Origin of the sequence: Ureibacillus endophyticus, assembly GCF_024159215.1 — a bacterium.
In the GTDB taxonomy this organism is placed as follows: Bacteria; Bacillota; Bacilli; order Bacillales_A; family Planococcaceae; genus Ureibacillus; species Ureibacillus endophyticus.
On the sequence record NZ_JAMYWW010000001.1, the window covers coordinates 2,664,014 to 2,687,336 of the forward strand.

The 23,323-nt window shown below is 34.7% G+C and carries 23 protein-coding genes; 16 read left to right on the forward strand and 7 right to left on the reverse strand.

The annotated features are described in order from the left end of the window. Window positions 1-25: 25 nt before the first annotated feature. Entirely contained in the window at window positions 26-1,270 is a 1,245-nt protein-coding gene (locus NKR20_RS13185) for a Glu/Leu/Phe/Val family dehydrogenase (protein ID WP_121215795.1), read from the reverse strand. Between the two features lie 220 nt (window positions 1,271-1,490). Further along, window positions 1,491-3,038, reverse strand: coding sequence for an L-glutamate gamma-semialdehyde dehydrogenase (gene pruA / locus NKR20_RS13190; protein ID WP_253427006.1), 1,548 nt, complete (start codon window positions 3,036-3,038; stop codon window positions 1,491-1,493). A 171-nt stretch (window positions 3,039-3,209) separates the two neighbouring features. Here pruA and NKR20_RS13195 point away from each other — a divergent pair, with 171 nt between their 5' ends. Next, entirely contained in the window at window positions 3,210-4,523 is a 1,314-nt protein-coding gene (locus tag NKR20_RS13195) for an AAA-type ATPase lid domain-containing protein (RefSeq protein WP_253427007.1), read from the forward strand. A 49-nt stretch (window positions 4,524-4,572) separates the two neighbouring features. Here NKR20_RS13195 and yugI read toward each other — a convergent pair whose 3' ends face one another. Next, complete coding sequence (gene yugI / locus NKR20_RS13200) at window positions 4,573-4,944, reverse strand: S1 domain-containing post-transcriptional regulator GSP13 (RefSeq protein ID WP_121215798.1); 372 nt, start codon at window positions 4,942-4,944, stop codon at window positions 4,573-4,575. Window positions 4,945-5,186: 242 nt separating this feature from the next. Between yugI and NKR20_RS13205 the strand changes: the two genes are divergently transcribed. Continuing rightward, entirely contained in the window at window positions 5,187-5,393 is a 207-nt protein-coding gene (locus tag NKR20_RS13205; protein ID WP_121215799.1) for a helix-turn-helix domain-containing protein, read from the forward strand. Between the two features lie 39 nt (window positions 5,394-5,432). Here NKR20_RS13205 and NKR20_RS13210 read toward each other — a convergent pair whose 3' ends face one another. Then, complete coding sequence (locus tag NKR20_RS13210) at window positions 5,433-5,693, reverse strand: DUF1871 family protein (protein ID WP_211330986.1); 261 nt, start codon at window positions 5,691-5,693, stop codon at window positions 5,433-5,435. Window positions 5,694-5,758: 65 nt separating this feature from the next. Here NKR20_RS13210 and NKR20_RS13215 point away from each other — a divergent pair, with 65 nt between their 5' ends. The 4 genes from NKR20_RS13215 (at window position 5,759) to NKR20_RS13230 (ending at window position 10,469) form a co-directional block, all read left to right on the forward strand. Continuing rightward, the gene (locus tag NKR20_RS13215) at window positions 5,759-6,949 is read left to right on the forward strand and encodes a MalY/PatB family protein (protein WP_419095288.1); all 1,191 of its coding nucleotides are present in this window, start codon (window positions 5,759-5,761) and stop codon (window positions 6,947-6,949) included. A 264-nt stretch (window positions 6,950-7,213) separates the two neighbouring features. Then, on the forward strand, window positions 7,214-8,698 hold the full coding sequence (locus tag NKR20_RS13220) for a sensor histidine kinase (protein ID WP_341943933.1): 1,485 nt from the start codon (window positions 7,214-7,216) through the stop codon (window positions 8,696-8,698). After that, entirely contained in the window at window positions 8,698-9,369 is a 672-nt protein-coding gene (locus tag NKR20_RS13225) for a response regulator (protein ID WP_121215803.1), read from the forward strand. The genes NKR20_RS13220 and NKR20_RS13225 overlap by 1 nt, the downstream gene beginning before the upstream one ends. A gap of 65 nt (window positions 9,370-9,434) precedes the next feature. After that, window positions 9,435-10,469 (forward strand): DctP family TRAP transporter solute-binding subunit, encoded by a 1,035-nt coding sequence (locus NKR20_RS13230; protein ID WP_253427009.1) that lies wholly within the window; start codon window positions 9,435-9,437, stop codon window positions 10,467-10,469. A gap of 171 nt (window positions 10,470-10,640) precedes the next feature. On the opposite strand, the gene NKR20_RS13235 is transcribed toward NKR20_RS13230, so the two are convergent. Beyond that, window positions 10,641-10,850 carry a hypothetical protein gene (locus tag NKR20_RS13235; RefSeq protein WP_121215805.1) on the reverse strand — a complete coding sequence of 70 codons (210 nt, stop codon included), beginning with the start codon at window positions 10,848-10,850 and terminating at the stop codon, window positions 10,641-10,643. A 23-nt stretch (window positions 10,851-10,873) separates the two neighbouring features. Further along, complete coding sequence (locus tag NKR20_RS13240; protein WP_121215806.1) at window positions 10,874-11,461, reverse strand: peptidylprolyl isomerase; 588 nt, start codon at window positions 11,459-11,461, stop codon at window positions 10,874-10,876. Between the two features lie 183 nt (window positions 11,462-11,644). Between NKR20_RS13240 and NKR20_RS13245 the strand changes: the two genes are divergently transcribed. From NKR20_RS13245 to NKR20_RS13255, 3 genes are all read left to right on the forward strand, one after another. After that, window positions 11,645-12,862, forward strand: coding sequence for an MFS transporter (locus NKR20_RS13245; protein ID WP_253427010.1), 1,218 nt, complete (start codon window positions 11,645-11,647; stop codon window positions 12,860-12,862). Between the two features lie 104 nt (window positions 12,863-12,966). Continuing rightward, window positions 12,967-14,817 (forward strand): transglycosylase domain-containing protein, encoded by a 1,851-nt coding sequence (locus NKR20_RS13250; RefSeq protein ID WP_253427011.1) that lies wholly within the window; start codon window positions 12,967-12,969, stop codon window positions 14,815-14,817. Between the two features lie 539 nt (window positions 14,818-15,356). Next, window positions 15,357-16,718, forward strand: coding sequence for an IS4 family transposase (locus NKR20_RS13255; RefSeq protein WP_121215386.1), 1,362 nt, complete (start codon window positions 15,357-15,359; stop codon window positions 16,716-16,718). 82 nt (window positions 16,719-16,800) lie between these two features. Here the strand turns inward: NKR20_RS13255 and NKR20_RS13260 are convergent, their stop codons facing one another. Beyond that, window positions 16,801-17,364, reverse strand: coding sequence for a DUF5366 family protein (locus NKR20_RS13260; protein ID WP_253427012.1), 564 nt, complete (start codon window positions 17,362-17,364; stop codon window positions 16,801-16,803). A 213-nt stretch (window positions 17,365-17,577) separates the two neighbouring features. On the opposite strand from NKR20_RS13260, the gene NKR20_RS13265 reads away from it, so the two are divergent. Genes NKR20_RS13265 through mnhG form a run of 7 tightly spaced genes read left to right on the forward strand, consistent with a single transcriptional unit; the run spans window position 17,578 to window position 23,288 of the window. Further along, window positions 17,578-19,938 carry a Na+/H+ antiporter subunit A gene (locus NKR20_RS13265; RefSeq protein WP_253428139.1) on the forward strand — a complete coding sequence of 787 codons (2,361 nt, stop codon included), beginning with the start codon at window positions 17,578-17,580 and terminating at the stop codon, window positions 19,936-19,938. Continuing rightward, window positions 19,935-20,357 carry a Na(+)/H(+) antiporter subunit B gene (locus NKR20_RS13270; protein ID WP_121215913.1) on the forward strand — a complete coding sequence of 141 codons (423 nt, stop codon included), beginning with the start codon at window positions 19,935-19,937 and terminating at the stop codon, window positions 20,355-20,357. The genes NKR20_RS13265 and NKR20_RS13270 overlap by 4 nt, the downstream gene beginning before the upstream one ends. After that, window positions 20,357-20,698, forward strand: coding sequence for a Na(+)/H(+) antiporter subunit C (locus NKR20_RS13275; RefSeq protein WP_121215912.1), 342 nt, complete (start codon window positions 20,357-20,359; stop codon window positions 20,696-20,698). Before NKR20_RS13270 ends, NKR20_RS13275 begins: the two co-directional genes overlap by 1 nt. Further along, on the forward strand, window positions 20,691-22,181 hold the full coding sequence (locus NKR20_RS13280; protein WP_121215911.1) for a Na+/H+ antiporter subunit D: 1,491 nt from the start codon (window positions 20,691-20,693) through the stop codon (window positions 22,179-22,181). Before NKR20_RS13275 ends, NKR20_RS13280 begins: the two co-directional genes overlap by 8 nt. Next, complete coding sequence (locus NKR20_RS13285) at window positions 22,182-22,661, forward strand: Na+/H+ antiporter subunit E (protein WP_121215910.1); 480 nt, start codon at window positions 22,182-22,184, stop codon at window positions 22,659-22,661. It begins immediately after the preceding gene. Next, on the forward strand, window positions 22,658-22,939 hold the full coding sequence (locus tag NKR20_RS13290) for a Na(+)/H(+) antiporter subunit F1 (RefSeq protein WP_121215909.1): 282 nt from the start codon (window positions 22,658-22,660) through the stop codon (window positions 22,937-22,939). Before NKR20_RS13285 ends, NKR20_RS13290 begins: the two co-directional genes overlap by 4 nt. Next, window positions 22,923-23,288 (forward strand): monovalent cation/H(+) antiporter subunit G, encoded by a 366-nt coding sequence (gene mnhG / locus NKR20_RS13295; protein ID WP_121215908.1) that lies wholly within the window; start codon window positions 22,923-22,925, stop codon window positions 23,286-23,288. Before NKR20_RS13290 ends, mnhG begins: the two co-directional genes overlap by 17 nt. The last annotated feature ends 35 nt before the right edge of the window (window positions 23,289-23,323 follow it).

The window sequence follows — 23,323 nt, forward strand, 5'->3', positions numbered from 1 at the left end:
CCTTACATAGCTCATTTTATCTTAATTATACCCAACCACGGAAACGAGAAGCTTCGGCAGTACGACGAACACCCACCATATAAGCTGCTAGACGCATATTAATGTTGCGTGTTGTTGCTGTTGTATATACATTTTCGAAAGCAGCAACCATTTTTTTGTGTAATTTCTCTGCTACTTCTTCTGCAGTCCAGTAGTATCCTTGGTTGTTTTGTACCCACTCAAAGTAAGATACAGTTACACCACCAGCAGATGCTAATACGTCTGGAACAAGTAAAATGCCGCGCTCAGTTAAAATTTTTGTTGCTTCTGCAGTCGTTGGACCATTTGCTGCTTCCACCACAATATTTGCTTTAATATTATGTGCGTTTTCAGCAGTAATTTGGTTTTCAATTGCTGCAGGTACAAGAATATCACAATCTAGTTCTAGTAATTCTTGGTTTGTAATTGTATTTTCAAATAAAGTTGTTACTGTACCAAAACTATCACGACGATCTAATAAATAATCAATATCTAACCCATTTGGATCATGTAACGCACCGTAAGCATCTGAAATACCGATAACTTTTGCGCCTAGATCACTCATAAACTTCGCTAAGAAACTACCAGCGTTACCAAAACCTTGGATAACAACACGTGCTCCTTTAATATCGATGTTACGTTTTTTCGCTGCTTCTTGAATCACAATCGTAACACCTTCTGCAGTAGCACGGTCACGACCTTGAGAACCTCCAAGGACGATTGGTTTACCTGTAATGAATCCTGGTGAATTAAACTCATCCATACGGCTATATTCGTCCATCATCCAAGCCATGATTTGCGCGTTTGTAAATACGTCTGGAGCAGGAATATCTTTTGTTGGTCCAACGATTTGACTAATTGCTCGAACATAACCACGACTTAATCGTTCAAGCTCACCCATAGACATTTGACGTGGGTCACAAATGATACCACCTTTACCTCCGCCATATGGTAAATCGACAATACCGCATTTTAATGTCATCCACATGGAAAGCGCCTTTACTTCTTCCTCACTAACCATTGGGTGGAAACGTACTCCACCTTTTGTAGGACCAACCGCATCGCTATGTTGTGCACGATATCCTGTAAATACTTTTGTTGTACCATCATCCATCTTTACAGGAATACGTACATGTAACATACGAAGTGGTTCCTTTAATAATTCATACATTGCTTCATCGTAACCAAGTTTATTTAACGCATCTTTGATTACATCTTGTGTAGATGTAAATAGATTTAAATTTTCAGCCATCTATTTCGCCTCTTTAAATTTAATGGTAATTATTTATTTGCAAACATTGTATCATACTTTATAAAAGAAATGGTTAAATATGTGTGTGTCTCTATGATGTTTGGAAATTTTAAATTATTTATAAAAAATGAAATTATACTAAGAATATTTTTCCTGTATATTCTGTAAAAAAACAGACGCCGTCATTACGTCACGTCTGCTTTTGTTTTCAGTTCAGAATTTACAACAATTCTGATACTGATTTTGCCTGCATGTGTAGTGTTAAATAGTCTGGACCACCAGCTTTTGAATCTGTCCCCGACATGTTAAATCCACCAAATGGTTGATATCCAACTGTTGCACCAGTACATCCACGGTTTAAATATAAGTTTCCAACATGGAAATCTTCACGAGCTTTTTCTAAATGGAAACGATTATTAGATAATACCGCACCCGTTAAACCATATACAGTATTATTCGCAATATTAATTGCTTCATCAAAACTGTTGGCTTTCGTTAATGCCAATACAGGACCAAAAATCTCTTCTTGCATTATACGAGCATTTGAATCTACATCTGCGAATACAGTTGGTTGGATAAAGTAACCTTTTGAATCATCAGCAGTTCCACCTGTTATTAAGCGTCCTTCACCTTTACCAATTTCAATGTATTCCGTAATTTTCTTAAATGCCCCTTCATCATTAACAGGTCCCATATATGTTTCGATGTTGGATGGATCTCCAACAATAATTTCTTTTGTTAATTCTTCTACACGTTTTAATACAGTTTCGTATGCTTGATCGCCAACAATTACTGCACGTGAGCAAGCAGAACATTTTTGTCCACTAAATCCAAACGCACTCGTAACAATTGATTGGGCAGCTAATTCAAAGTCTGCATCATCATCGACAACGATTGTATCTTTACCACCCATTTCAGCAATTACACGTTTAATCCAGATTTGACCTTCATTTAATACGGATGCACGTTGATTAATACGTAAACCTACATCACGAGAACCTGTGAAGCTAATAAAACGTGTACGTGGATGATCTACTAAGTAATCTCCCACTTCCGAGCCAGATCCAGGGATATAGTTTACAACACCTGCTGGTAATCCTGCTTGTTCAAGAATCTCCATAAATTTATACGCAATTACAGGAGTTGTTGAAGCAGGTTTTAATAAAACGGTATTCCCCGTCACTACTGCTGCTACCGTTGTACCTACCATGATAGCAAACGGGAAGTTCCAAGGTGATATGACAACTCCAACCCCTAAAGGAATGTAAGAGTATTTGTTAATTTCACCCGGGTTTTGATTTAAAGGCTTCCCTTCAGCAAGTTCTAACATTTGGCGACCATAGTATTCTAAGAAATCAATACCTTCTGCAACGTCTGCATCAGCCTGAATCCACGGTTTCCCTGCTTCCTTAGTCATCCAAGCCGCTAACTCAAATTTTCGGCGACGTGTTATTGCCGCAGCCTTAAATAATACTTCTGCTCGTACAACAGGATTTACTTTTTTCCATTTGTTAAAAGTCGAATCTGCTACTTGCATTGCTTTTTCAGCTAAATCTTGACTCGCTTTAGATACATGCCCCACAACTTCTTTTTTATTAGATGGATTATATGAAGTAATTTTTTGTTCAGTAGTGATTCTTTCTCCACCTATTATTAAAGGGTATTCTTGTCCAAGTTCACTTTCAACTTTTTTAAGCGCTTCTAAATAAGCCTTTTGATTTGCTTCAATATTAAAGTTCGTTAATGGCTCAGATTTGTACGGAATCATGGATTAAAACCTCCTTCATCATTACGTTTAGATTGCGTTTTTTCTCCAAATATCATAAGTGCAAAAAATATTTGCAGTAAATACCCATTTCCATATATAATAATGCAAAATATTGTTGCGTAAATCAAGCGAATTTTTCTAAAAATGTTCGAAATTTTTGAGGTGAAGCAGTTGACAAAAGAAGATAATATATTAAAAAAGTTTTATGAATTTGCAATAGACCACGTATCTGTTGGTATACACGCCATTGACCGCAATGGATATACCATTTTGTACAATAATAAAATGAAAGAAATTGAAGGGTACAAAATTGAAGACATTTCAGACCGTTCTATACTGGATATTTTCACCTTCAATCAAAGTGAAAGTACATTATTAAGAGTTCTACAAACTGGACAAAAAGTGCTGAATGTAAAACAAACCTATTGGAATAAAGATGGTCACGAAATCACAACGATAAATGACACCTTTCCAATAATAGAAAATAATGAAATAAAAGGTGCCATCGAATTTGCCAGGGATATCACATCATTGGAAAAACTTATCTATCAACCTTTAAGACGTTATGGGGAGCCTTTAAACTTTGAAATGTTCTCTGTAGCATCTGAACAAATGAAGAATGTAATCAATAACGCAAAAAAGGCCGCAAAAGCTCGTATCCCTGTATTATTAATAGGTGAATCTGGAACAGGTAAGCATTTAGTTGCAGAAAGTATTCATAATGAACTAAATCCCATAAATGATGAATTTGTTACTCTTTTTAGTAGAAGAAATCCTCAAGCCACACTTGATAAATTACAAAATTATTTAAAGACAGAAAAAAGTTATACACTGTTCTTTGATCGGATTGAATATTTATCATTGCCTATTCAACAAAAGCTCATTGATATATTAAACAAGTTACCTGCCGGGAAACATTTGATTATCGGGAGTATTGGCGATGATCCAATTGATTTAATAAGTAATGGTAAATTATTAAAGGACCTATACTATTATTTTGCTTCCCTAACGATAACTATACCTCCATTGCGGGCTAGAAAAGATGATATTCAACCTTTTGTTACAGATTATTTTAGTCGTCTTCGAGAACGATTTGCTTCAAATATTGAAGGTATCTCTGATGAGGTAATGCAATATTTTTTACAATACGATTGGCCAGGGAATTTAAAAGAACTTGAGCTTTTATTAGATGAGATTACTTCTATGATGATGAATGAGAAAATTGTTACTCTTGAAATGTTGCCATTACATTTTCGTTTCAAAGTTCAACAAGCGAATGAACATATTCGAAATCCTGACTTTTTTATCGTTCAACCAAATCAAGAATTACTACCACTAGAAGACTATATGCGAGAGGCAGAAAATTATTATATCCAAAACGTGTTAAATATTTTTGAGGGGAATATAACAAAAACAGCTCAAGCTTTAGGTATGAGCAGACAAAATTTACAATACCGTCTTAGAAAACTAAAAAAAGATTCGTAAAATAAAAAATAAAAAGATGCATGGCTTTTTGCCATACATCTTTTTATTTTTAATGACCCGATTGTTCAATCCAATCTTGTAGTTTGTCCCTTAAGGATTTAAAACCATTTGCGTCATCTTCGTCTACGCGATCTTGTAATGTTTTTCTTGGTTGTTCTTTTTTCTTTTGAATTGGTGCTACTTGCAACGCACGAGTTGATAAACTTATTTTCTCATTATTCTCATCAACATCTAAAATCTTTACTAAAATTTCGTCCCCTACTTTTAAATAATCGGATACATCTTTTACAAAACCGTATGTGATTTCCGATATATGAACAAGCCCTTGTGTTTGGTCGTCCAAAGCAACAAAAGCCCCGTAAGGTTGAATTCCAGTTACTTTTCCGGTTACAACTTCACCTACTTCATATTTTTTTGCCATCAAGCATTTCCTACTTTCTATATCTACGTAAATGTCATGTTAAATTATAACATATGACAACTATCTGAACAAAGAATCACCCTCTAATTATAAAAACAAATAATTATCCGGTAATTGGAATAAAATACCTTTTTATCCTTTTCCATAAAATTTCATCATTTAGACAAAATAATCGCATTATTCAAACAAGATTAGTAATATAATATAAACAACAAGCAAAAAATGAAAGGAAGTGCTCAAATTTGAAAAATCGATTTCACGAACAATTAAAACTTTTAAGAGAAGAAAAAAATTGGTCACTTGAGGAATTGTCGAAAAAAACACAAATTGGTCTAGAAAAATTAAGCCTTTACGAAAAAGGTGAGCTCGTCCCTTCAATGCAAACGATTTTAAAACTATCTACAATATTAGAAGTACCAGCTTCGAACCTAATGGATGGTATTAAATAAAAGGTATTTCCTTATTATAAGGAAATACCTTTTTATTTCTTATATTATGCACTTCGCCTCAAATTTAATTGCTAGTAATTTATAGGAAATCTCAACACATTTTTCAAACGGAATCCACTGTTCAAAAGAATGCTCATAAACCGTTTGGATTACTTTAGCTAGTTTCGAAGGATCATTCTCACCTTGAAGTGCGGCTACAACATCTGCAGTTTCGGTATCATAGCTATCTTCACCTAATTGAAATGGATCCCACTTTTTTAAAAGCGCAATAGCTTTTTGATTCATTATAATATTTTCCAAAGTTTTCACCCTATTTTTACTATTTGCTATGATATTATATAATACATAATTAAAAAAAGAAATGAGTGATAGATTTGTTTAATTTTGATGAGCTACATAACCGAAAAAATACGAATAGCTTAAAATGGGATCTTTTTAAAGAACGCTATAAAGCACAGTATAAAGTAGAAAATGTAGAAGAAATATTACCAATGTGGGTTGCTGATATGGATTTTGCCATTCCACAAATTATTACAGATGCAATCAAAGAAAGACTTGACCACCCTATTTTTGGTTATTCCTATGTTAGCGATGCTTGTAAAGAAAGTATTGTAGGTTGGTTTGAACGACGTCATAATTGGACAATCGATCCGAAATCAATCCTTTTCCATCAAGGTGTAGTACCAGCTTTGGCTACTATTATTGAAACATTTACAGAACCAGGTGATAAAGTGGCAGTTTCTACTCCTATTTATCCACCATTCTTTAGCATTCCAAAAGCACAAAACCGTGAAGTAGTTGAATGTAAACTTGATACTTCAAACAACGATTATAACTATGATTTCGACGCCCTTGAAGAGCAATTTAAAACAGGTGTAAAAGTTTATATTCTATGTAGTCCGCATAACCCAGGTGGAAAAGTATGGCTACGAGAAGATTTAGAACAGCTTGTACAATTATGCATTAAATATGATGTTCTTTTAATCTCTGATGAAATCCATGCAGATATCGTATTTGACGGAGCAAAACACATTCCTACATTAACGGTAAAAGATGCAGACAAAGCAAAAATCATTACATGTATTGCACCAACTAAAACATTCAATATTGCTGGGATTCATGCTGCAATGATGGTAGTGCCAAATGTAGAACTTCGAAATAAATTAAACTTAAATAAAGCCGCGCATGGTCGAGACGATTTAAACATTCTAGCTGCGGCTGCTGTGAAAGCTGCCTATGATGAAGGCGATGAATGGGTAGATGCAATGATTCAATATGTATCAAACAATATGGATTATGTTGTTGAACATTTAAACAAAATCGAAGGAATTAAAGTAACGAAACCACAATCAACATATCTAATTTGGATCGATTACCGCGAAACTGGTTTAGATGAAAAAGAAATGATGCTTCGTTTACTAGAAAAAGGAAAATTAGCCCTTGAACCAGGTACGAAATATACTGAAGCAGGTAGAGGATTCTTACGTATGAATGTCGCTTGCCCTCTTGATACAGTAAAAGAAGGCGTAGAAGGTTTCAAAAAAGCATTATTATAAAATACTAATCTTAAAACCAAGTGTTATTTTAACACTTGGTTTTTCTAATTTATGAAACTTTTTTCTCAATTTCCCTTTACTAAATTTTGTATTATATAATATAGTCAATAATATCCAGAATTATTGGAAAAATAGTGACAATGGGGTGTATTTATTTTGTAATTTATTTTACAACTATCTATTATGGAAAAAGTATCCTTACAGTTTAAAATGTTTATATTTTCATTTATTCTCGTGTTTTTCTCTATTTTCACGAGTGGTGCAATGATGATACATAATATTGGAGGCGCTTTTGAAAAAGAATTTGGTTTAAGGGCAATTGCAATTGCGAGAACCGTTGCTCAAATGCATGATGTCCAAAACACCGTAGGAACGAAACAAGGATTTAAGACGATTCAACCAATAGCAGAAAGAATTCGTTTAGCAACGGATGTTGACTATATCGTTATTTATGACATGAATGGTGTACGTTACTCTCACCCTTCCGAGAGTAAGATAGGAACAGTTTCAGCGGACATGTTAAAAAATGTTGCTTCCTCACAACATGAGTACATTTCTAAAGCTTTAGGTGTTCAAGGTTTCTCAATCCGCGCCTTTGTTCCTATTATGAATAGTGATGCCACAAAACAGGTTGGCATAATTAATGTCGGTATCCTCTCACCAAAGTGGTATATATTGGTGGGAAGCTATAAATTAGATATTTTTTTATCATTATTATGGGGTGTTGGCATCGGATTAATCGGTTCTATTTTAATTGCCCGACATATTAAAAGACAAACCTTAAATCTAGAACCTTACCAAATCGCTCGGATTGTACACGAAAGATCTGCAATTATGCAAGCAATGGATGTTGGTATCCTCGCTACCGATGAAATTGGGAATATCACCTTTATCAATCGACTTGCAAGGCAGTATACGCATTATTTTAGTAACAATGGAACTTTAAAGAACATCTTTAAAAATACTTGGCTTGCAGAAGAGAAAATTGTAAACAACGATAATTATCGTCCTTTATTAATGCATGATCAAATGTATTTAGTTCGCACTTTTCCCATTCGAATTAATGATAAAAATGCCGGCTATCTCATTATGATTACAAATCGTCAGGAAGCCCATATACTTGCAGAACAATTAACAGGGGTTAAAGCTTTAGTAGATACATTACGTGCTCAACACCATGAATCTCTAAATCGATTACATAGTATTGCAGGGTTAATTCAACTGAATCGAAATGAAGATGCACTGAGTTTAATCATAGATGAAATTACTGATGAGGAAACGATTGTCCAAAATTTACGTGATAAAATCCATGATTATTCGATTCAAGGGTTGCTTTTAGGGAAACATTCTCGTGCAAAAGAACTAGGTATAGATTTGACCTTAGATGACGATTCATATTTACTTGATTTTATGACCGGTTTTTCAACTGGTGATATGATTACAATAATTGGTAACTTAATAGATAATGCAATGGAAGCTTGTTTAACTAAAGAAACCCGCGATGTTAATATTTTAGTTCAAGGAGACCAACATTTTTTGTTTATTGAAGTCCAAGATAGTGGAATTGGAATTGAAGGTAATCCAAATAAAATTTTTGACTATGGTTATAGCACAAAAAAACAAGACGGCCATGGAATTGGCTTAGCATTAATTAAGAAAATTGTTGAATTCAATAAAGGAAAAATTTCTGTAACATCAGAGGTCAACATCGGTACTACGATAACGGTCCAAGCAGGGGAGGAAATTTAATGCCAACAATGTCAGTATATATCGTAGAAGACGACCCAATGGTTTTAGAAGTAAATAAAAATTTCTTAAACAAACTTGTTAATTTCAAACTTATAGGCGAATCGCAAACGGGCGAACAAGCCTTCAAACAAATTACTATGTTAAAACCAGATTTAGTATTACTAGATATGTATTTACCTGATATATCAGGGATCGATTTGTTTTTAAAATTAAGGAATGAACGAATTCCATGTGATGTTATTATGATTACTGCTGCTCGTGATGCAAAAACGGTACAAGAAGCACTTCGTATGGGTGCAGTCGATTATTTGGTGAAACCATTTCGGTTTGAACGATTTGAAAAAGCTCTACAAAATTATTACCAAACTTCTAGAAAAATATCTTCTTCAAGTACACTAGCACAAGAAGAAATAGACCAACTACTAGGTAATGAAAATGAGCAAATTACCTCCCTACCAAAAGGGCTAAATGATATCACAATGAAACAAATATTAGACGGACTACTTGAGATAGATGATCCAATCACATCTGAACAACTTGCTCAAAATGTTGGTATGGCTCGTGTGACAGTAAGAAAATACTTAGATTTTTTAGCAAATAAAGGTAAGGTCCATATAGATTTAAGATACGGATCTGTTGGAAGACCAACGAAATATTATTCATTAAAATAACCTAATTATTGAATTCGATTACGTATGAAGAAAGGATATTTGGATAGAACAGGAGATGATGATGAATGAAACAATTTACTGGTATTTCAGCACTCTATTTCATATTTTTTCTTTCAGTAATATTCCTTACTTCTAGTCAATCTACTGAATATCCTGTTGATTATGAGCAATTAGGTAAAGAGGAACGCATAGTTATACGCTTCTCCCACGTGGTTGGTGAAGATACTCCAAAGGGAATGGCAGCTAGGAAATTTGCAGAACTAGTGAAAGAACGGAGTAACGGTCTAATAGAAGTTCAAGTATTTTCAAATGGTACTCTTTATAAAGATGGCGAAGAAATGAATGCTCTTTCCCGTGGAGACATTCAAATGATTGCACCTGCTATTTCTAAATTAACCGACATTGTTCCCGAAATTTCTGTTTTTGATTTACCCTTTGCATTTAATTCATTAGATGAAGTACACGAATATGCACTAAGTGATATAGGTGAGAAATTAACAAATAGATTAAAAAACCATAATCTTTTAGTTGCAGGTTTATGGGACAGTGGTTTTAAACAAATAAGTAATAGCATTCGCCCTATTGAACATTACTCTGACTTAGAAGGTTTACGTATCCGAATTATGCCAAGTGATATTTTAACTAAGCAATATGAAACATTAAACGCTGAAACTAAACGTACAGATTTTGTCACAGTATTTAATGTTCTACAAAATGGCAATGTCGACGGGCATGAAAACACGCTTACAAATATCACTAGCAAAAATTTATATTCTTTACAAAATTATATAACAATTAGTAACCACGGATATTTAGGCTACTTAATATTATTCAATTATGATTTTTGGAATAGTTTACCTGAAGATGTTCAACAACTTCTAACTAAGATATTACAAGAAGTCCAAGAATGGGAATGGCAACTAACAAAAGAAATGGATCAAGAAAAATTGCAAGAAATCCAACATTGCGCTATTCAACTTCATACCTTAAGTGAAGAGGATAAATTGGAATGGGAAGAAAAATTACAACCAGTATATGACTATTATCGAGAACACTATAGTGAGCGTTTCATTGACGCCCTTCCAAAATTTCAAAACTAGCTTTTGGAAATAAAGATTTTATATTAACAAAAAAAGGGAATGTGCAAAAAGTATATTTTTGCGCATCCCTTTCTAATACTTAAAAGTATTGCTCCTACGGTGGTCGCATCAAAATGCCACCATTATAGTCGCAAAGGGGACGTCTCAAATGACTTTCAGACGTCCCCTTCTTTATTGATTTTGTGCGTTTTGCTGTCTTTCACGTAAGATACGTTCTTCAAGCTCTTTGGTTTTCAGTTCTTGTTTTTTAGATAAACGTTTAATTGCCATTAAAGCAAGACCACAAAGTGCAACAACAATAATCAATTCGATAACCGCTGGAATATAAGTTGATTTATCTTCAGGGAAAGATAAAAAACTGAACAATAGTAACTTATCCATTATATGGTCACTTCTTTCGAAAATTATTCGATTACATTAATCGATTCTATTTTAACATCTTCAAGTGGTTTATCACGCATATCTTTCTCAACGTTCGCAATTTTGTCAACAACGTCCATACCCTCTACAACATGTCCAAATACTGTATGTTTGAAGTCTAACCATGGAGTACCACCAACACGTGCATATTCTTCAACGATATCTTTTGGATACCCAGCTTGTTCCATTTGTTGAATCATATTGCTTGGCGTATGTTGCATTTGAACGATAAAGAATTGAGAACCATTTGTGTTTGGACCAGCGTTTGCCATTGAAAGTGCACCGCGTAGGTTAAATAATTCTTCATTGAATTCATCTTCAAATGAATTACCCCAAATTGATTCTCCTCCCATACCTGTACCAGTTGGGTCTCCACCTTGAATCATGAAATCAGAAATGACACGGTGGAAGATAATACCGTTATAATAACCAGATTTCGCATGGCCTAAAAAGTTTTCTACTGTTTTTGGAGCATGTTTAGGGAACAATTTAATTTTAATTGACCCTAAAGTCGTATTCATTTCAACTAAAACTTCACCAGGATTTAATTCTTTTGTTAATTGTGGAAACATAAATTTTGTCTCTCCTTTTTTCATGTTTATTATGAGTATTGTTGTAAATACATCTATACCTCGTAACAGTTTACCATAGAAGCCTTAATAATTACTAATAAGGTGTCATCGCTTTTTGTATATATAATTTGGGGTATACTTGATAATAGAAATTCCAAAAGTCTAGGAAGAAAGTGATTTATTTTGTCGAACCGTAAACATAATTTTATCATTATTTTAATATCAAATTTTATTGTTGCAGGCTCTATGACAATGATTATGCCCTTTTTATCTCTATATATCGAAACATTGGGCAACTTCACAGAAAGTTATGTACAAAGGTGGGCTGGACTTATTTTCGGCGCAACATTTGTTTCAGCGTTTATAATGTCTCCGATATGGGGACGTGTTGCAGATAAGTACGGTTATAAACCCATTATGATTATAAACTGTTTCGGTATAGCCATCAGTATCTTTCTCATGGGACATGTGCAAAATGTAGTTCAATTTTTCTTACTTCGTTTATTTATGGGAATAGTGACTGGTTTCATTCCAACATCTATGGCATTTATTAGTAAACATACACCCAAAAATATTGCTGGTAAAACACTTGGTACACTCCAAATGGGTAGCGTAGGCGGTACACTTTTCGGTCCTGTATTAGGTGGTTTGTTAGCAGATGCTGTTGGATTTAGTTATACATTTATTCTTACTGCTTCTACCATTTCCATCGCAGCAATCATTATCATATTTGGCATTCATGAACCAAAAATTCAACGAAAAGCGAAAAATAGTATTTATTCTAGGAAAAATGTGATTTGGGCCATTTTCCATCATCCTTTAATGTTAAATATCATGTTTGTAACATCCTTAATTCAAATTGGCAACTTTAGTATACAACCTCTACTTTCCCTATATGTTTCTCACTTAACAACAAGCAATCAAGTCGCATTACTAGCAGGTATCACGTTTAGCGCTGCAGGAGTGGGTAATCTTTTAATTGGCCGATTTTTTGGAAAATTAGCAGATGAATTAGGCTATGAAAAAGTATTAACTATCCTTTTATTTATTAGTGTTCTTTGTATCATTCCACAAGCTTTTGTTACTTCTCTTTGGCAGTTGGTCGTATTAAGGTTTTTGTTTGGTATATTTTCAGGTGGTCTAAGTCCAATCATCACTGCTTTAATTCGTCGAGAAGCACCGATTGAAGTACAAGGTGAGATCATGGGTTACAATCAAAGTTTCAGATTTTTAGGAAATATCATTGGTCCGGTATTAGGTGGATTTATAAGTGCTCTTGCTTCAATATCATCCGTATTCTTTGCAACTGCTCTTTTATTTTTAATTGGTGCTTTAATTGTATTTATCATCCAAAAAAGACCAAGAAAGGATTTCGATGATGTATTAAAAGATCATGTGTAATTTTCCATCGTCCATAAATTTCCGTTTTTAATACTTCAGACATGCTCCAATCACTCAAATTCTATGCTATTCTTCTAAAAGGACCATGTTTGGAGGAAATAAAAATGAAACAAGTAGTAGGTTTTCTACTCATTTTGTGTTCTTTTCCCCTTTTATTTTTACTTGGGCGTGAAATATGGGATGAGGTTACTGTAGTAAAAGCTCATGAAGAACGAATACAAGAGCAAATACAACTTCCAACGTTGGAAAGTCAGTTACCTGTAACTATGGTTGATCGGAACGGTCAAATTTTTAGTGAAGAATATGTTGAATGGAGACAACCAATAAAATTAGATGACGTACCCGAGGTGGTAAAGCAAATCTTTTTACTTAGTGAAGACCAGGAGTTTTTTAACCATATTGGATTTAACTTAAGTGCCATTACCCGGGCAATCGTTGTCAACTCTTCTGAGCAATCCCTTGAACAAGGTGGTAGTACAATTACCCAACAACTTGTACGTATGCGCTATTTATCAGAAGAAAAAACATACGAACGAAAATTAACAGAGTTGTTTTATGCTTATGAGCTTGAACAATTGTATGACAAAAAAGAAATTCTTGAAATGTACTTAAACGAAATTTATTTTAACAATCAAGTATATGGGATTGGTGCAGCTGCAACCTATTATTTTCAAAAACCATTAGCCCAGCTAACAATACCACAAATGGCTTTCATCGCAGCAATACCAAATAATCCATCACTATATGATCCTGTAAATAATTTTGAAAATACAAAGGCGCGACAAGAAAGATTACTCGATATTTTAGCTGAACACGATGTGATATCTAAAGATGAAGCAGAAGCGTACAAACAAGAAAAAATATCTTTAAATCTAAAAAGGAAAATTCAAAAATATCCTACCTACAGTACATATGTTTTAGAAGAACTTAAATCCCTTGTTGCACAAAATGATGGTTTTAAAGAAAAGCTAGCCAATGCAAAAACAAAAGAAGAAAAACAGATTATTCAAAGTCAAATTGAACAAAAAATTAATGATCTATTAGAATCGGGAATAATGATTGAAACTGCTTTAGAGCCTGAGAAGCAAGAAAAGGACGAACAGAAAATTAATTCTATTTTAGGTGCCGGCTCGCTACAAGCAAGTGCTGTTGTTGTTGATAATACGACACGGGAGATTATTAGTTTATATGGTGGTAAAAACTATAAAAAGTATGATTTCCATCGTGCCTATCAAGGAGTTAGACAACCAGGTTCAGCATTTAAACCGTTAATTGTGTATGCCCCACTTTTCGAAACTACAAACTACTCACCAGACTCGAGCGTTAGTGGCGGACATTATTGCGTTGGTAATTTCTGTCCTCAAAATTATGGTGGTGGGGTTTATGGTACTGTCTCAATACGTACTGCATTTAAATATAGTTACAACACTTCGGCATTGCGTCTATTCCATCAAATCGGGGTTGATAAAGGATTTGAATATATTGAGAAATTCAATTTTAATTCAATCACTGATCAAGATAAAACCTATTCTGCATCTCTAGGTGGACTTACTTATGGCGTAACGACATTAGAAATGGCAGATGCCTATACAAGTTTCATCGATGGCACTTATAAACCCGTTCATAGTATTCGAAATGTGAAAGATAAACATGGAAATATACTTTACAGCTGGCCAGAAGAAAGTGAAACAATATGGTCTAATCAAACGGTAAAATATATTCGCTCACTTTTACATGATGTGATTACAAGCGGGACAGGTAGAGGTATCTGGGCAAATTCCTCCTATGTGGGGGCTAAAACCGGTACAACAAATGACTATCGAGACTTTTGGTTAGCGGGTTTAACCAATGAATATACTTCAGCTGTTTGGATTGGTTACGACAAACCCCGCTCCATGCAAGATTTAGAAGACGATAAAATACATTTTTCTATTTTTAATACTATTATGAATTGATATTTCACTTTTCTAATTAAAATATGGTAATAAAATGGTTCCTTTATGAATTCTAGGAAAACGTTGTTCTCCGTTCCGGCCGGCGCTTTCCGCGGGCACGACCTCAACTAATTTTTGCCAGCTAAAGCCGGCAAAAATGGATTTTCGGCTCGTGCTGTTCCCGCAGGAGTCGCGGCCTCCACTCCGAACAACTTAAATCTACTTCTAAACGAAAAGAGGCAAATTAGATAAAATTTAATCATAAAAAAGGAGTGTCTGAAAACTCATTTTGAGACAGCTCCTTTGTGACGAGGATGGTGACAACACCTCAGGAACAATAATTCATAAGAGATATTTATCAAGAAAGAAAAGAGGTGTCCAAAAAATTATTACCTCAAACTTCGCACATAAATAATTAGGTTCAATAGTTGATGCTATTTGGTTCTTCTCGATTTCAATAAGAACCTTGACATACTTTTTTTAGATACAAAAAACACCTCATTCTTTGGTATAGTGGATTTGTCGAGAATACACTACCAAACAGAAGAGGTGCTTCCATTATGATAGAGCATAATGACCAAAATAATCAACTACCAAAAGAATTAAAATCTGTGTTTCGTGAATTAGAGATCGTGAAACATCTTCGAAAAGCCGGTATTACTAAGAAGTTTGGCTTTACAACTTCCTATTTGTTTCAACTTGTTTTTTGTTTAATCTTTCATCATAAGAGTTGGTTCACCCTTTTAAATTCAAAGAAGGGAGACCGTTACCCTGCAAAGGACTCTGTTTATCGTTTCATGAATCATTCCAAGTTTGCATGGCGTCGCTTTTTAACGTATTTAAGTGTGCATGCCATTCAAAAGGTCGATCAACTGACGGATGTAACGCGTCCAAAAGTGTTGATCATTGACGATTCTATGTTTGATCGGAATCGGAGTAAAAAGGTAGAACTTCTTGCGCGTTGTATGGATCATTCATCTTTAACGAAACGCTTCTATAAAGGGTTTCGTATGCTTACTTTGGGTTGGTCGGATGGCTTTACATTTATGCCACTTGACTTCACGTTACTGAGTTCAAAAAATGCACAAATTAATGGGATTTCCGAGAATATTGACAAGCGTTCTTCCGGCTATAAACGACGTGTAGAAGCGTTGGAATCTGCTCCTACCGTTATTCCCAGTATGCTTGAAAGAGCATTACAAGCAGGTGTTTCCGCTGATTATGTGTTAATGGATACATGGTTTACGCAACAACCTCTTATTCAATCCATCGTTGAACTCGGTCTTGACGTCATTGGCATGGTGAAGGCAACGAATCAACGCTATTTGGTGAACGATCAAAGGCTATCTCTGAAAGAACTATACAAAGTTGCCACACCTGTTTCTGGCAAGAAAGGCATCATGCGATCGATTCAAACTACTATGGCAAATGGCATTCAAGTAAAGGTCGTGTTTATTCAAAACCGCAATAAAAAGAGCGAATGGCTTGCGATTCTCAGCACCGATTGTACGCTTTCTGAACAAGAAATCGTCCGTATCTATGGCATGCGTTGGGATATTGAAGTCTTTTTCAAGACGACAAAATCCCTATTACGCCTTCAGAAAGAATTTCAAGGCATATCGTATGATTTACTCATTAGCCACACAACGGTTGTGTTTTCCAGATACATCGTCTTGTCCTGGCAAAATCGTTGCCATAACGATCAACGAACATTAGGTGGCATTTTTTATGAATTATGTGATGAAGTCAACGAACTGGATTGGGCTGTCGCGTTACAGCAATTAATCGAGCTTCTTGAAGATGCCCTAAAAAAGACAAATAAAACAATCCAAAAATTAATCAAAAGTCAACTACAGCAGTGGATTAACGGTCTGCCTAACTATATCAAGGCTTATTTGTCGATTTTAGTCTGCGAAGTTTGAGTTATTACTTTTCGGACACCTCCTTTTTATTTTTCTAAGATTTTATCTAAAGCCCTTTTTGATTATATCCCAAACATAATTGTTAATTAGCAAACGGCAGACTTGCTAATACTCCGTTAAACAGTTTTAAAACAACATAAATGATCAGGGTAATAAAAATAGACCAAAACAGAACTTCATAAATTACTAGACCCACCGTTCCAGACATTGTTAAAAATTGGCTCATTTTATACATGTTATATACAAAATAAATGAGTACCGTTAAAACAAGAATAATCATTAATACAGTAAGTGATTGGATACCAAATGCAGATGCTAAAGAGCCGAAAAAGAGTATTACGTACCCACCCCGCGCTGCACTAATCGTTTCTCCTTCGTTATCCTTCGAGAATAAAAGCATCCCTACTTCATGAATGGTCTCCCCTATTAATTTCAATGCAGAAAAGAGCATAAAAAAACAAAGAGTAAATACAATTAATAACAAAACCCGTAATTCTAAATCTGTTAGAAATTCTCGCATTCCTGAATAAATTCCAATTGAAGTTAAAAAGTCTAATGAGATTCCAACCGTATAAATTCCAAAGGTCAAACTAAATAGTAAAATCGTAAATAATGGTAAATAGCCATATAAGTATGGATTTTTCATAACAACTTCCTCATTTTATTATTTCAACATATTTCTTAATCAAATTAGTAAACTTATGATTTACCTAAAAGGTCCTATGCAGTGAAAAACGCTATAGAAAATGATATAATATTGACTGTTGTATTTTTATATATCTAAATTTTTTGACAAAAGGAGGGGGAAATTTTGTTTCAAGTATTATGTATTTTTATTCCAATCCTAGCTGCGCTTTTTATGCCTTTCTTCTTTAAAAAAGTGCGCTCTATACATACTGGTTGGTTCGTATTGATTGTACCACTTTTTCTAGTAACCTTTTATGCTACATTTGTACCGTTGATTTCAAAAGGTGAAACCGTAATAGCTCAGTTAGATTGGATTCCATCGCTTGGAATATCCTTTGTGTCCTATCTGGATGGTTTAAGTTTATTATTCTCTTTACTTATCTCTGGAATAGGGGCACTTGTAGTACTATATTCGATTTATTATTTAGATCGAACAGTAGAGCAATTGCATAACTTTTACATTTACTTATTGATGTTTATGACTGCTATGCTTGGAGTTGTTCAATCAGATAATATGATAACACTCTATCTATTCTGGGAACTAACATCAATTTCCTCATTTTTACTAATTGGTTATTGGTTTAACCGTGATAAATCCCGTTTCGGTGCATTAAAGTCAACCATTATTACAGTTGGCGGCGGGATGTTGATGCTCGGTGGATTCGTTTTACTATCGATTATGGGGGAAACATTCTCCATTAGAGAATTAATTGAACAAGCACTTGAATTAGCAACTAACGATACATTTGTTATTGCACTAATATTAATTTTACTTGGGGCATTTACGAAATCTGCTCAGTTCCCGTTCTATATTTGGTTGCCAGATGCAATGGAAGCACCTACTCCTGTAAGTGCGTACTTACACTCTGCAACAATGGTTAAAGCCGGAATTTACTTAGTTGCCCGCTTTACGCCAATTTTCGCTTTATCAGAAGTTTGGGTGTGGTTAGTAGCTGGAATTGGATTATTGACATTATTCTGGGGTTCATTCTTTGCTGTGAAACAAACCGACCTAAAGGGAATTTTAGCCTTTTCAACAGTTAGTCAACTAGGTTTAATTATGTCGTTATTAGGTGTATCAGCAATTGCCTATCACGTAAATGGTGCACAAGATACTGTATTTAAATATGCAGCTTTTGCGGCAATTTTCCATTTAATAAACCATGCAACGTTTAAAGGTAGTCTGTTTATGATTGCTGGTATTGTCGATCATGAAACAGGTACCCGCGATATACGTAAACTCGGTGGATTAATGGGTCTAATGCCTATTAGTTTTACAGTAGCATTAATTGGTAGCTTCTCTATGGCTGGATTACCGCCATTTAACGGATTTTTAAGTAAAGAAATGTTTTTAACAGCAATGCTTTCTGTTGCCGAATTTGATTTATTCAACTTTACAACATGGGGCGTTCTATTCCCTGTAATCGCTTGGGTTGCAAGTGTATTTACCTTTATCTACAGTTTCTATTTTGTATTTAGAACGTTTACTGGAAAAATTAAGCTGGAGGCATTACCTAAAAAACCACATGAAGCTCCAGTTGGGATGTTAATTTCACCAGTGATTTTAGCCTCCTTAGTAATTGCCATATTCTTTATTCCAAATGTTATTGCAGACACATTTGTCAAACCTGCTGTTGTCGCAATACAACCTTTCTTATATACAAATCCAGAACAGGTTGATATTCACGTATCAGCTTGGCATGGATTTACGCCAGAACTATTCATGACTCTTGGCATTATTGTTGTTGGCCTTGTGTTATTTATGATTCTAGCGAAATGGCAAAAAATCTATGATGCATTTCCAGCTAAATTAACTTTAAATAATTTATATGATTTTATAGTCTATGAATTTAGTGATAAATGGATGAATCGCCTTTCTAAGACTTATATGACAGGTTCAATTCGAGGCTATCTATCTTATATGTTTACTGGTATTGCAATCATTGTCATAGGGACTTTATTTATTAAAGATGGTTTTAAAGTTTCCTTTTTAGGTGCATCACCAATACGTCCATCACAAGTTCTTTTAATATTAGTGTTAGTTATTGGTACGATTACTACTGTTTTTGCAAAATCCCGAATTACTTCGATTGTTGCATTAGGTGCAGTAGGATATACGGTGTCATTATTCTTCGTCATGTTTAATGCACCAGATTTAGCGTTAACTCAACTTGTTATTGAAACGATTTCGGTGGCGTTATTCCTTTTAGCCTTCTATCATTTACCGAAATTCCGAAAAGCAGAAGAACGTACTCGTTTCCGTTTTGGAAGAGCCTTTGTTTCAATTGCAGTAGGTGTAATGGTGACATTAGTTGCTCTATCTGCGCATTCACAAAAATATATTGAATCTATCGCACAATACTATAAAGATACTGTTTATACTCTTGCTGGCGGTGGAAATATTGTAAACGTTATCTTAGTAGACTATCGTGGCTTCGATACTCTATTTGAAATTACAGTACTTGCAATCGCAGGTATGGCAATTTACGGAATGATTAAACTTCGCATGAGCAAAAAGGGAGGGAAATTATGAAAACAAATGATGTCATCTTACAATTTACAGCTAAGATCGTGTTTTTCATGATTTTCTTCTATGCTGTTCATATTTTCTTTGCAGGACATTATACACCTGGTGGAGGATTTGTTGGTGGATTAGTAACTGCCAGTGCCATCGTGCTTTTAATTATCGCCTTTGATATTAAAACGGTTCAATCCATCATTCCAATCAATTATATTTACTTAGTGGCTGTAGGATTGATTATTGCTGGGGCAACGGCAGCTTTCTCAATGTTTATGGGTAAACCATTCTTTACTCATTACTTTGATTATTTTTATTTACCTTTACTTGGTAAAACATCACTTCATACGGCTGCACTGTTCGACTTAGGTGTTTATTTGGTTGTTGTTGGCGTTACGATGACCATTATTCAAACGATTGGGGAGGATGAATAATGGAAATACTGATGGCTTTTGTTTGTGGCTTCCTCTTTATGGCAGCTATCTATTTAATATTATCTCGTAGCCTTTTACGGATTATTATCGGAACAGGACTACTAAGTCATGGTGCACATTTACTTATCCTTACAATGGGAAGTTTTAAAGGAAGTGCCCCACCTGTTCTTTCTGAAGGGGTTACAGACTACGTGGACCCAGTTCCACAAGCATTAATATTAACTGCCATTGTAATTAGTTTCGGTGTAACCGCATTCTTTTTAGTATTGGCATACCGCGCATATCAAGAATTAAAAACAGACGATATGACATTAATGAAAGGAAGTGAAGATCATGAATAACTTCCTTTTACTACCGATCATCATCCCCTTCTTCTTTGGGATGTTCTTAATTTTTAATCAGAAAAGATTAGCCTATCAACGAATTATTACAATGCTAGGATTAATCTTAGCGATAATTTGTGCACTGTCATTAGTGTATAAAGTTTATTTGGATGGACCACAAACCGTTACTTTCGGTAGTTGGCCAGCACCATTCGGTATTACGATGGTTTCCGATATGGTTTCTGCATTACTCGTAACAACAACTCTAGTACTTGCTTTCTTCATTGTTTGGTATGGATTTGAATCAATTGGGAAAGAAAGAGAACGCTTCTTCTATTATCCTGGGGTTATGTTTATTATTACTGGGGTGAATGGAGCATTTACGACAGGGGATATTTTTAACCTTTTCGTATTCTTTGAAGTATTATTAATGGCTTCTTATTTACTTATCGTCCTTGGCGGTGAAAAAGCGCAACTACGTGAATCGATAAAATATATTTTAGTGAACGTATTATCTTCTGCCTTATTTGTTATTACAGTAGCGTTTCTTTATTCAGTAGTCGGTACATTAAGTATGGCAGATATTTCATTAAAGATTGCAGAAATTAAACAGCCTGGGATTATTACGGTAATTGCGGTTATGTTCTTAATGGTATTTGGGATGAAAGCGGCAATCTTCCCACTTTATTTCTGGTTACCAAGTGCATATTCGGCACCACCAATCCCTGTACTTGCATTATTTGGTGCTTTACTTACTAAAGTTGGTGTATATGCCATTATGCGTACATATACATTATTCTTTACTCATGATTTAGCATATACGCATGAACTATTATTAATTTTATCCATTATTACGATCATCGCAGGTTGTATCGGAGCGCTTGCTCATTTCGATGTTAAACAAATCATCATTTATAATATCGTCATTGCTGTAGGGGTTATTTTATTTGGTGTTGCTCAAATGAACCAAATAGGTTTAGAAGGAGCAATGTTCTATCTAGTTCATGACATGATAATTAAAGCAGCTCTCTTTATGTTAATTGGACTTGTCATCTACGTAACGGGTACGACAAATTTACGAAAAATGGGTGGCTTAATGAAAACGTATCCTGCATTAGGTTGGTTTTACTTAATCGCAGCTTTCGGTTTAGCTGGTGTCCCTCCATTAAGTGGGTTTGTAGGGAAACTACTAATTGTCCAAGGTGGATTCCAAGCAGGCAATATCTGGACGAGCCTATTATTACTAGCGTCAAGTTTAGTTGTTTTACTCTCTGTCATGCGCATCTTTATTTACGCTTTCTGGGGAGAACAAGGACAAGTATCAAATCAGGTGAATAAAAAAGTTTATAACCGTATGTTTTTCCCTACTATGTTATTAGTATTTATTTCAATCCTTTATGGAGTTGGTACAGAATGGTTAACTCCATTAATGGAGGATGCAGCAAAAATTTTAATTGAACCATCCATCTACACAGACGCAGTAATGAAAGGAGGAAATTAAATGTCCTTTCAAGTTCTACTAAATGTATTTTTAGCATTTTTATGGATGTTTTTATCCTCTAACTATTCATTATCCCGATTTATTATCGGGTACTTACTAGGTTTATTATGTATTATTGCAATGAGACGTTTCTTTAAATCTCGTCTTTATACTGATCGTGTTTGGGCAGCTATCAAACTTGCATTCCTTTTTATAAAAGAATTAATTTTGGCGAATGTATCAGTATTAATGCTTGTTATCAAACCAAAACTTGAACTTCAACCTGCTTTTTTTAAATATGAGACAGAGCTAACACAAGATTGGGAAATTACACTATTATCAAGTTTGATTACATTAACACCAGGAACAGTGGTAGTTCACGTTTCAGACGATTCAAAATCACTATTTATTCATGTAATCGATAGTGATGATATTGACTCTACAATTGATTCCATTAAAAATTCCTTTGAAAAGGCCATCATGGAGGTGAGCCGTACATGACATATTTTCTATGGGTTGCTGTATTAATTATTGTGCTTTCCATGATTGCACTACTGTATCGCCTTGTAAAAGGACCGAATCCTTCTGACCGTGTCGTAGCACTGGATGCAATTGGTGTTGCACTAATATCTTTAGTTGGTCTTTTGTCAATTGTAGTTGAAACGAGCTTCTTTTTAGAAATCATTCTTTTACTGGCGATTTTATCATTCATTGGAACAATTGCCTTCTCTAAATTTATAGAGAAAGGAGATATTATTACTCGTGACAATTCTCGCTAACATACTTATTGTATTTTTCATTTCATGTGGATTATTGTTCATTGTTGTCAGTGCAATCGGACTTTACCGGTTACCTGACCTTTACACTCGTACACATGCAGCTTCTAAAAGTGCTACTCTAGGGGTTATGTGTATTCTGCTAGGCGTATTTTTTCATTTTTGGCTAAAGGAAGATCATTTTAATCCAGGGATTCTGTTAGGGATTCTTTTCCTATTCATTACAGGTCCAGTTGGCGGTCATATTATGAGTCGCTCATCTTATTTGGCAGGAGTAAAACCATGGTCTGGCACAGTAAGAGATGATTTAAAAGAAGAAGTTGAAAGAATGAAAAAAGAACAAGGTCTTTAAACGTTAAAAGAAAGCGCGAAATTCATCGCGCTTTC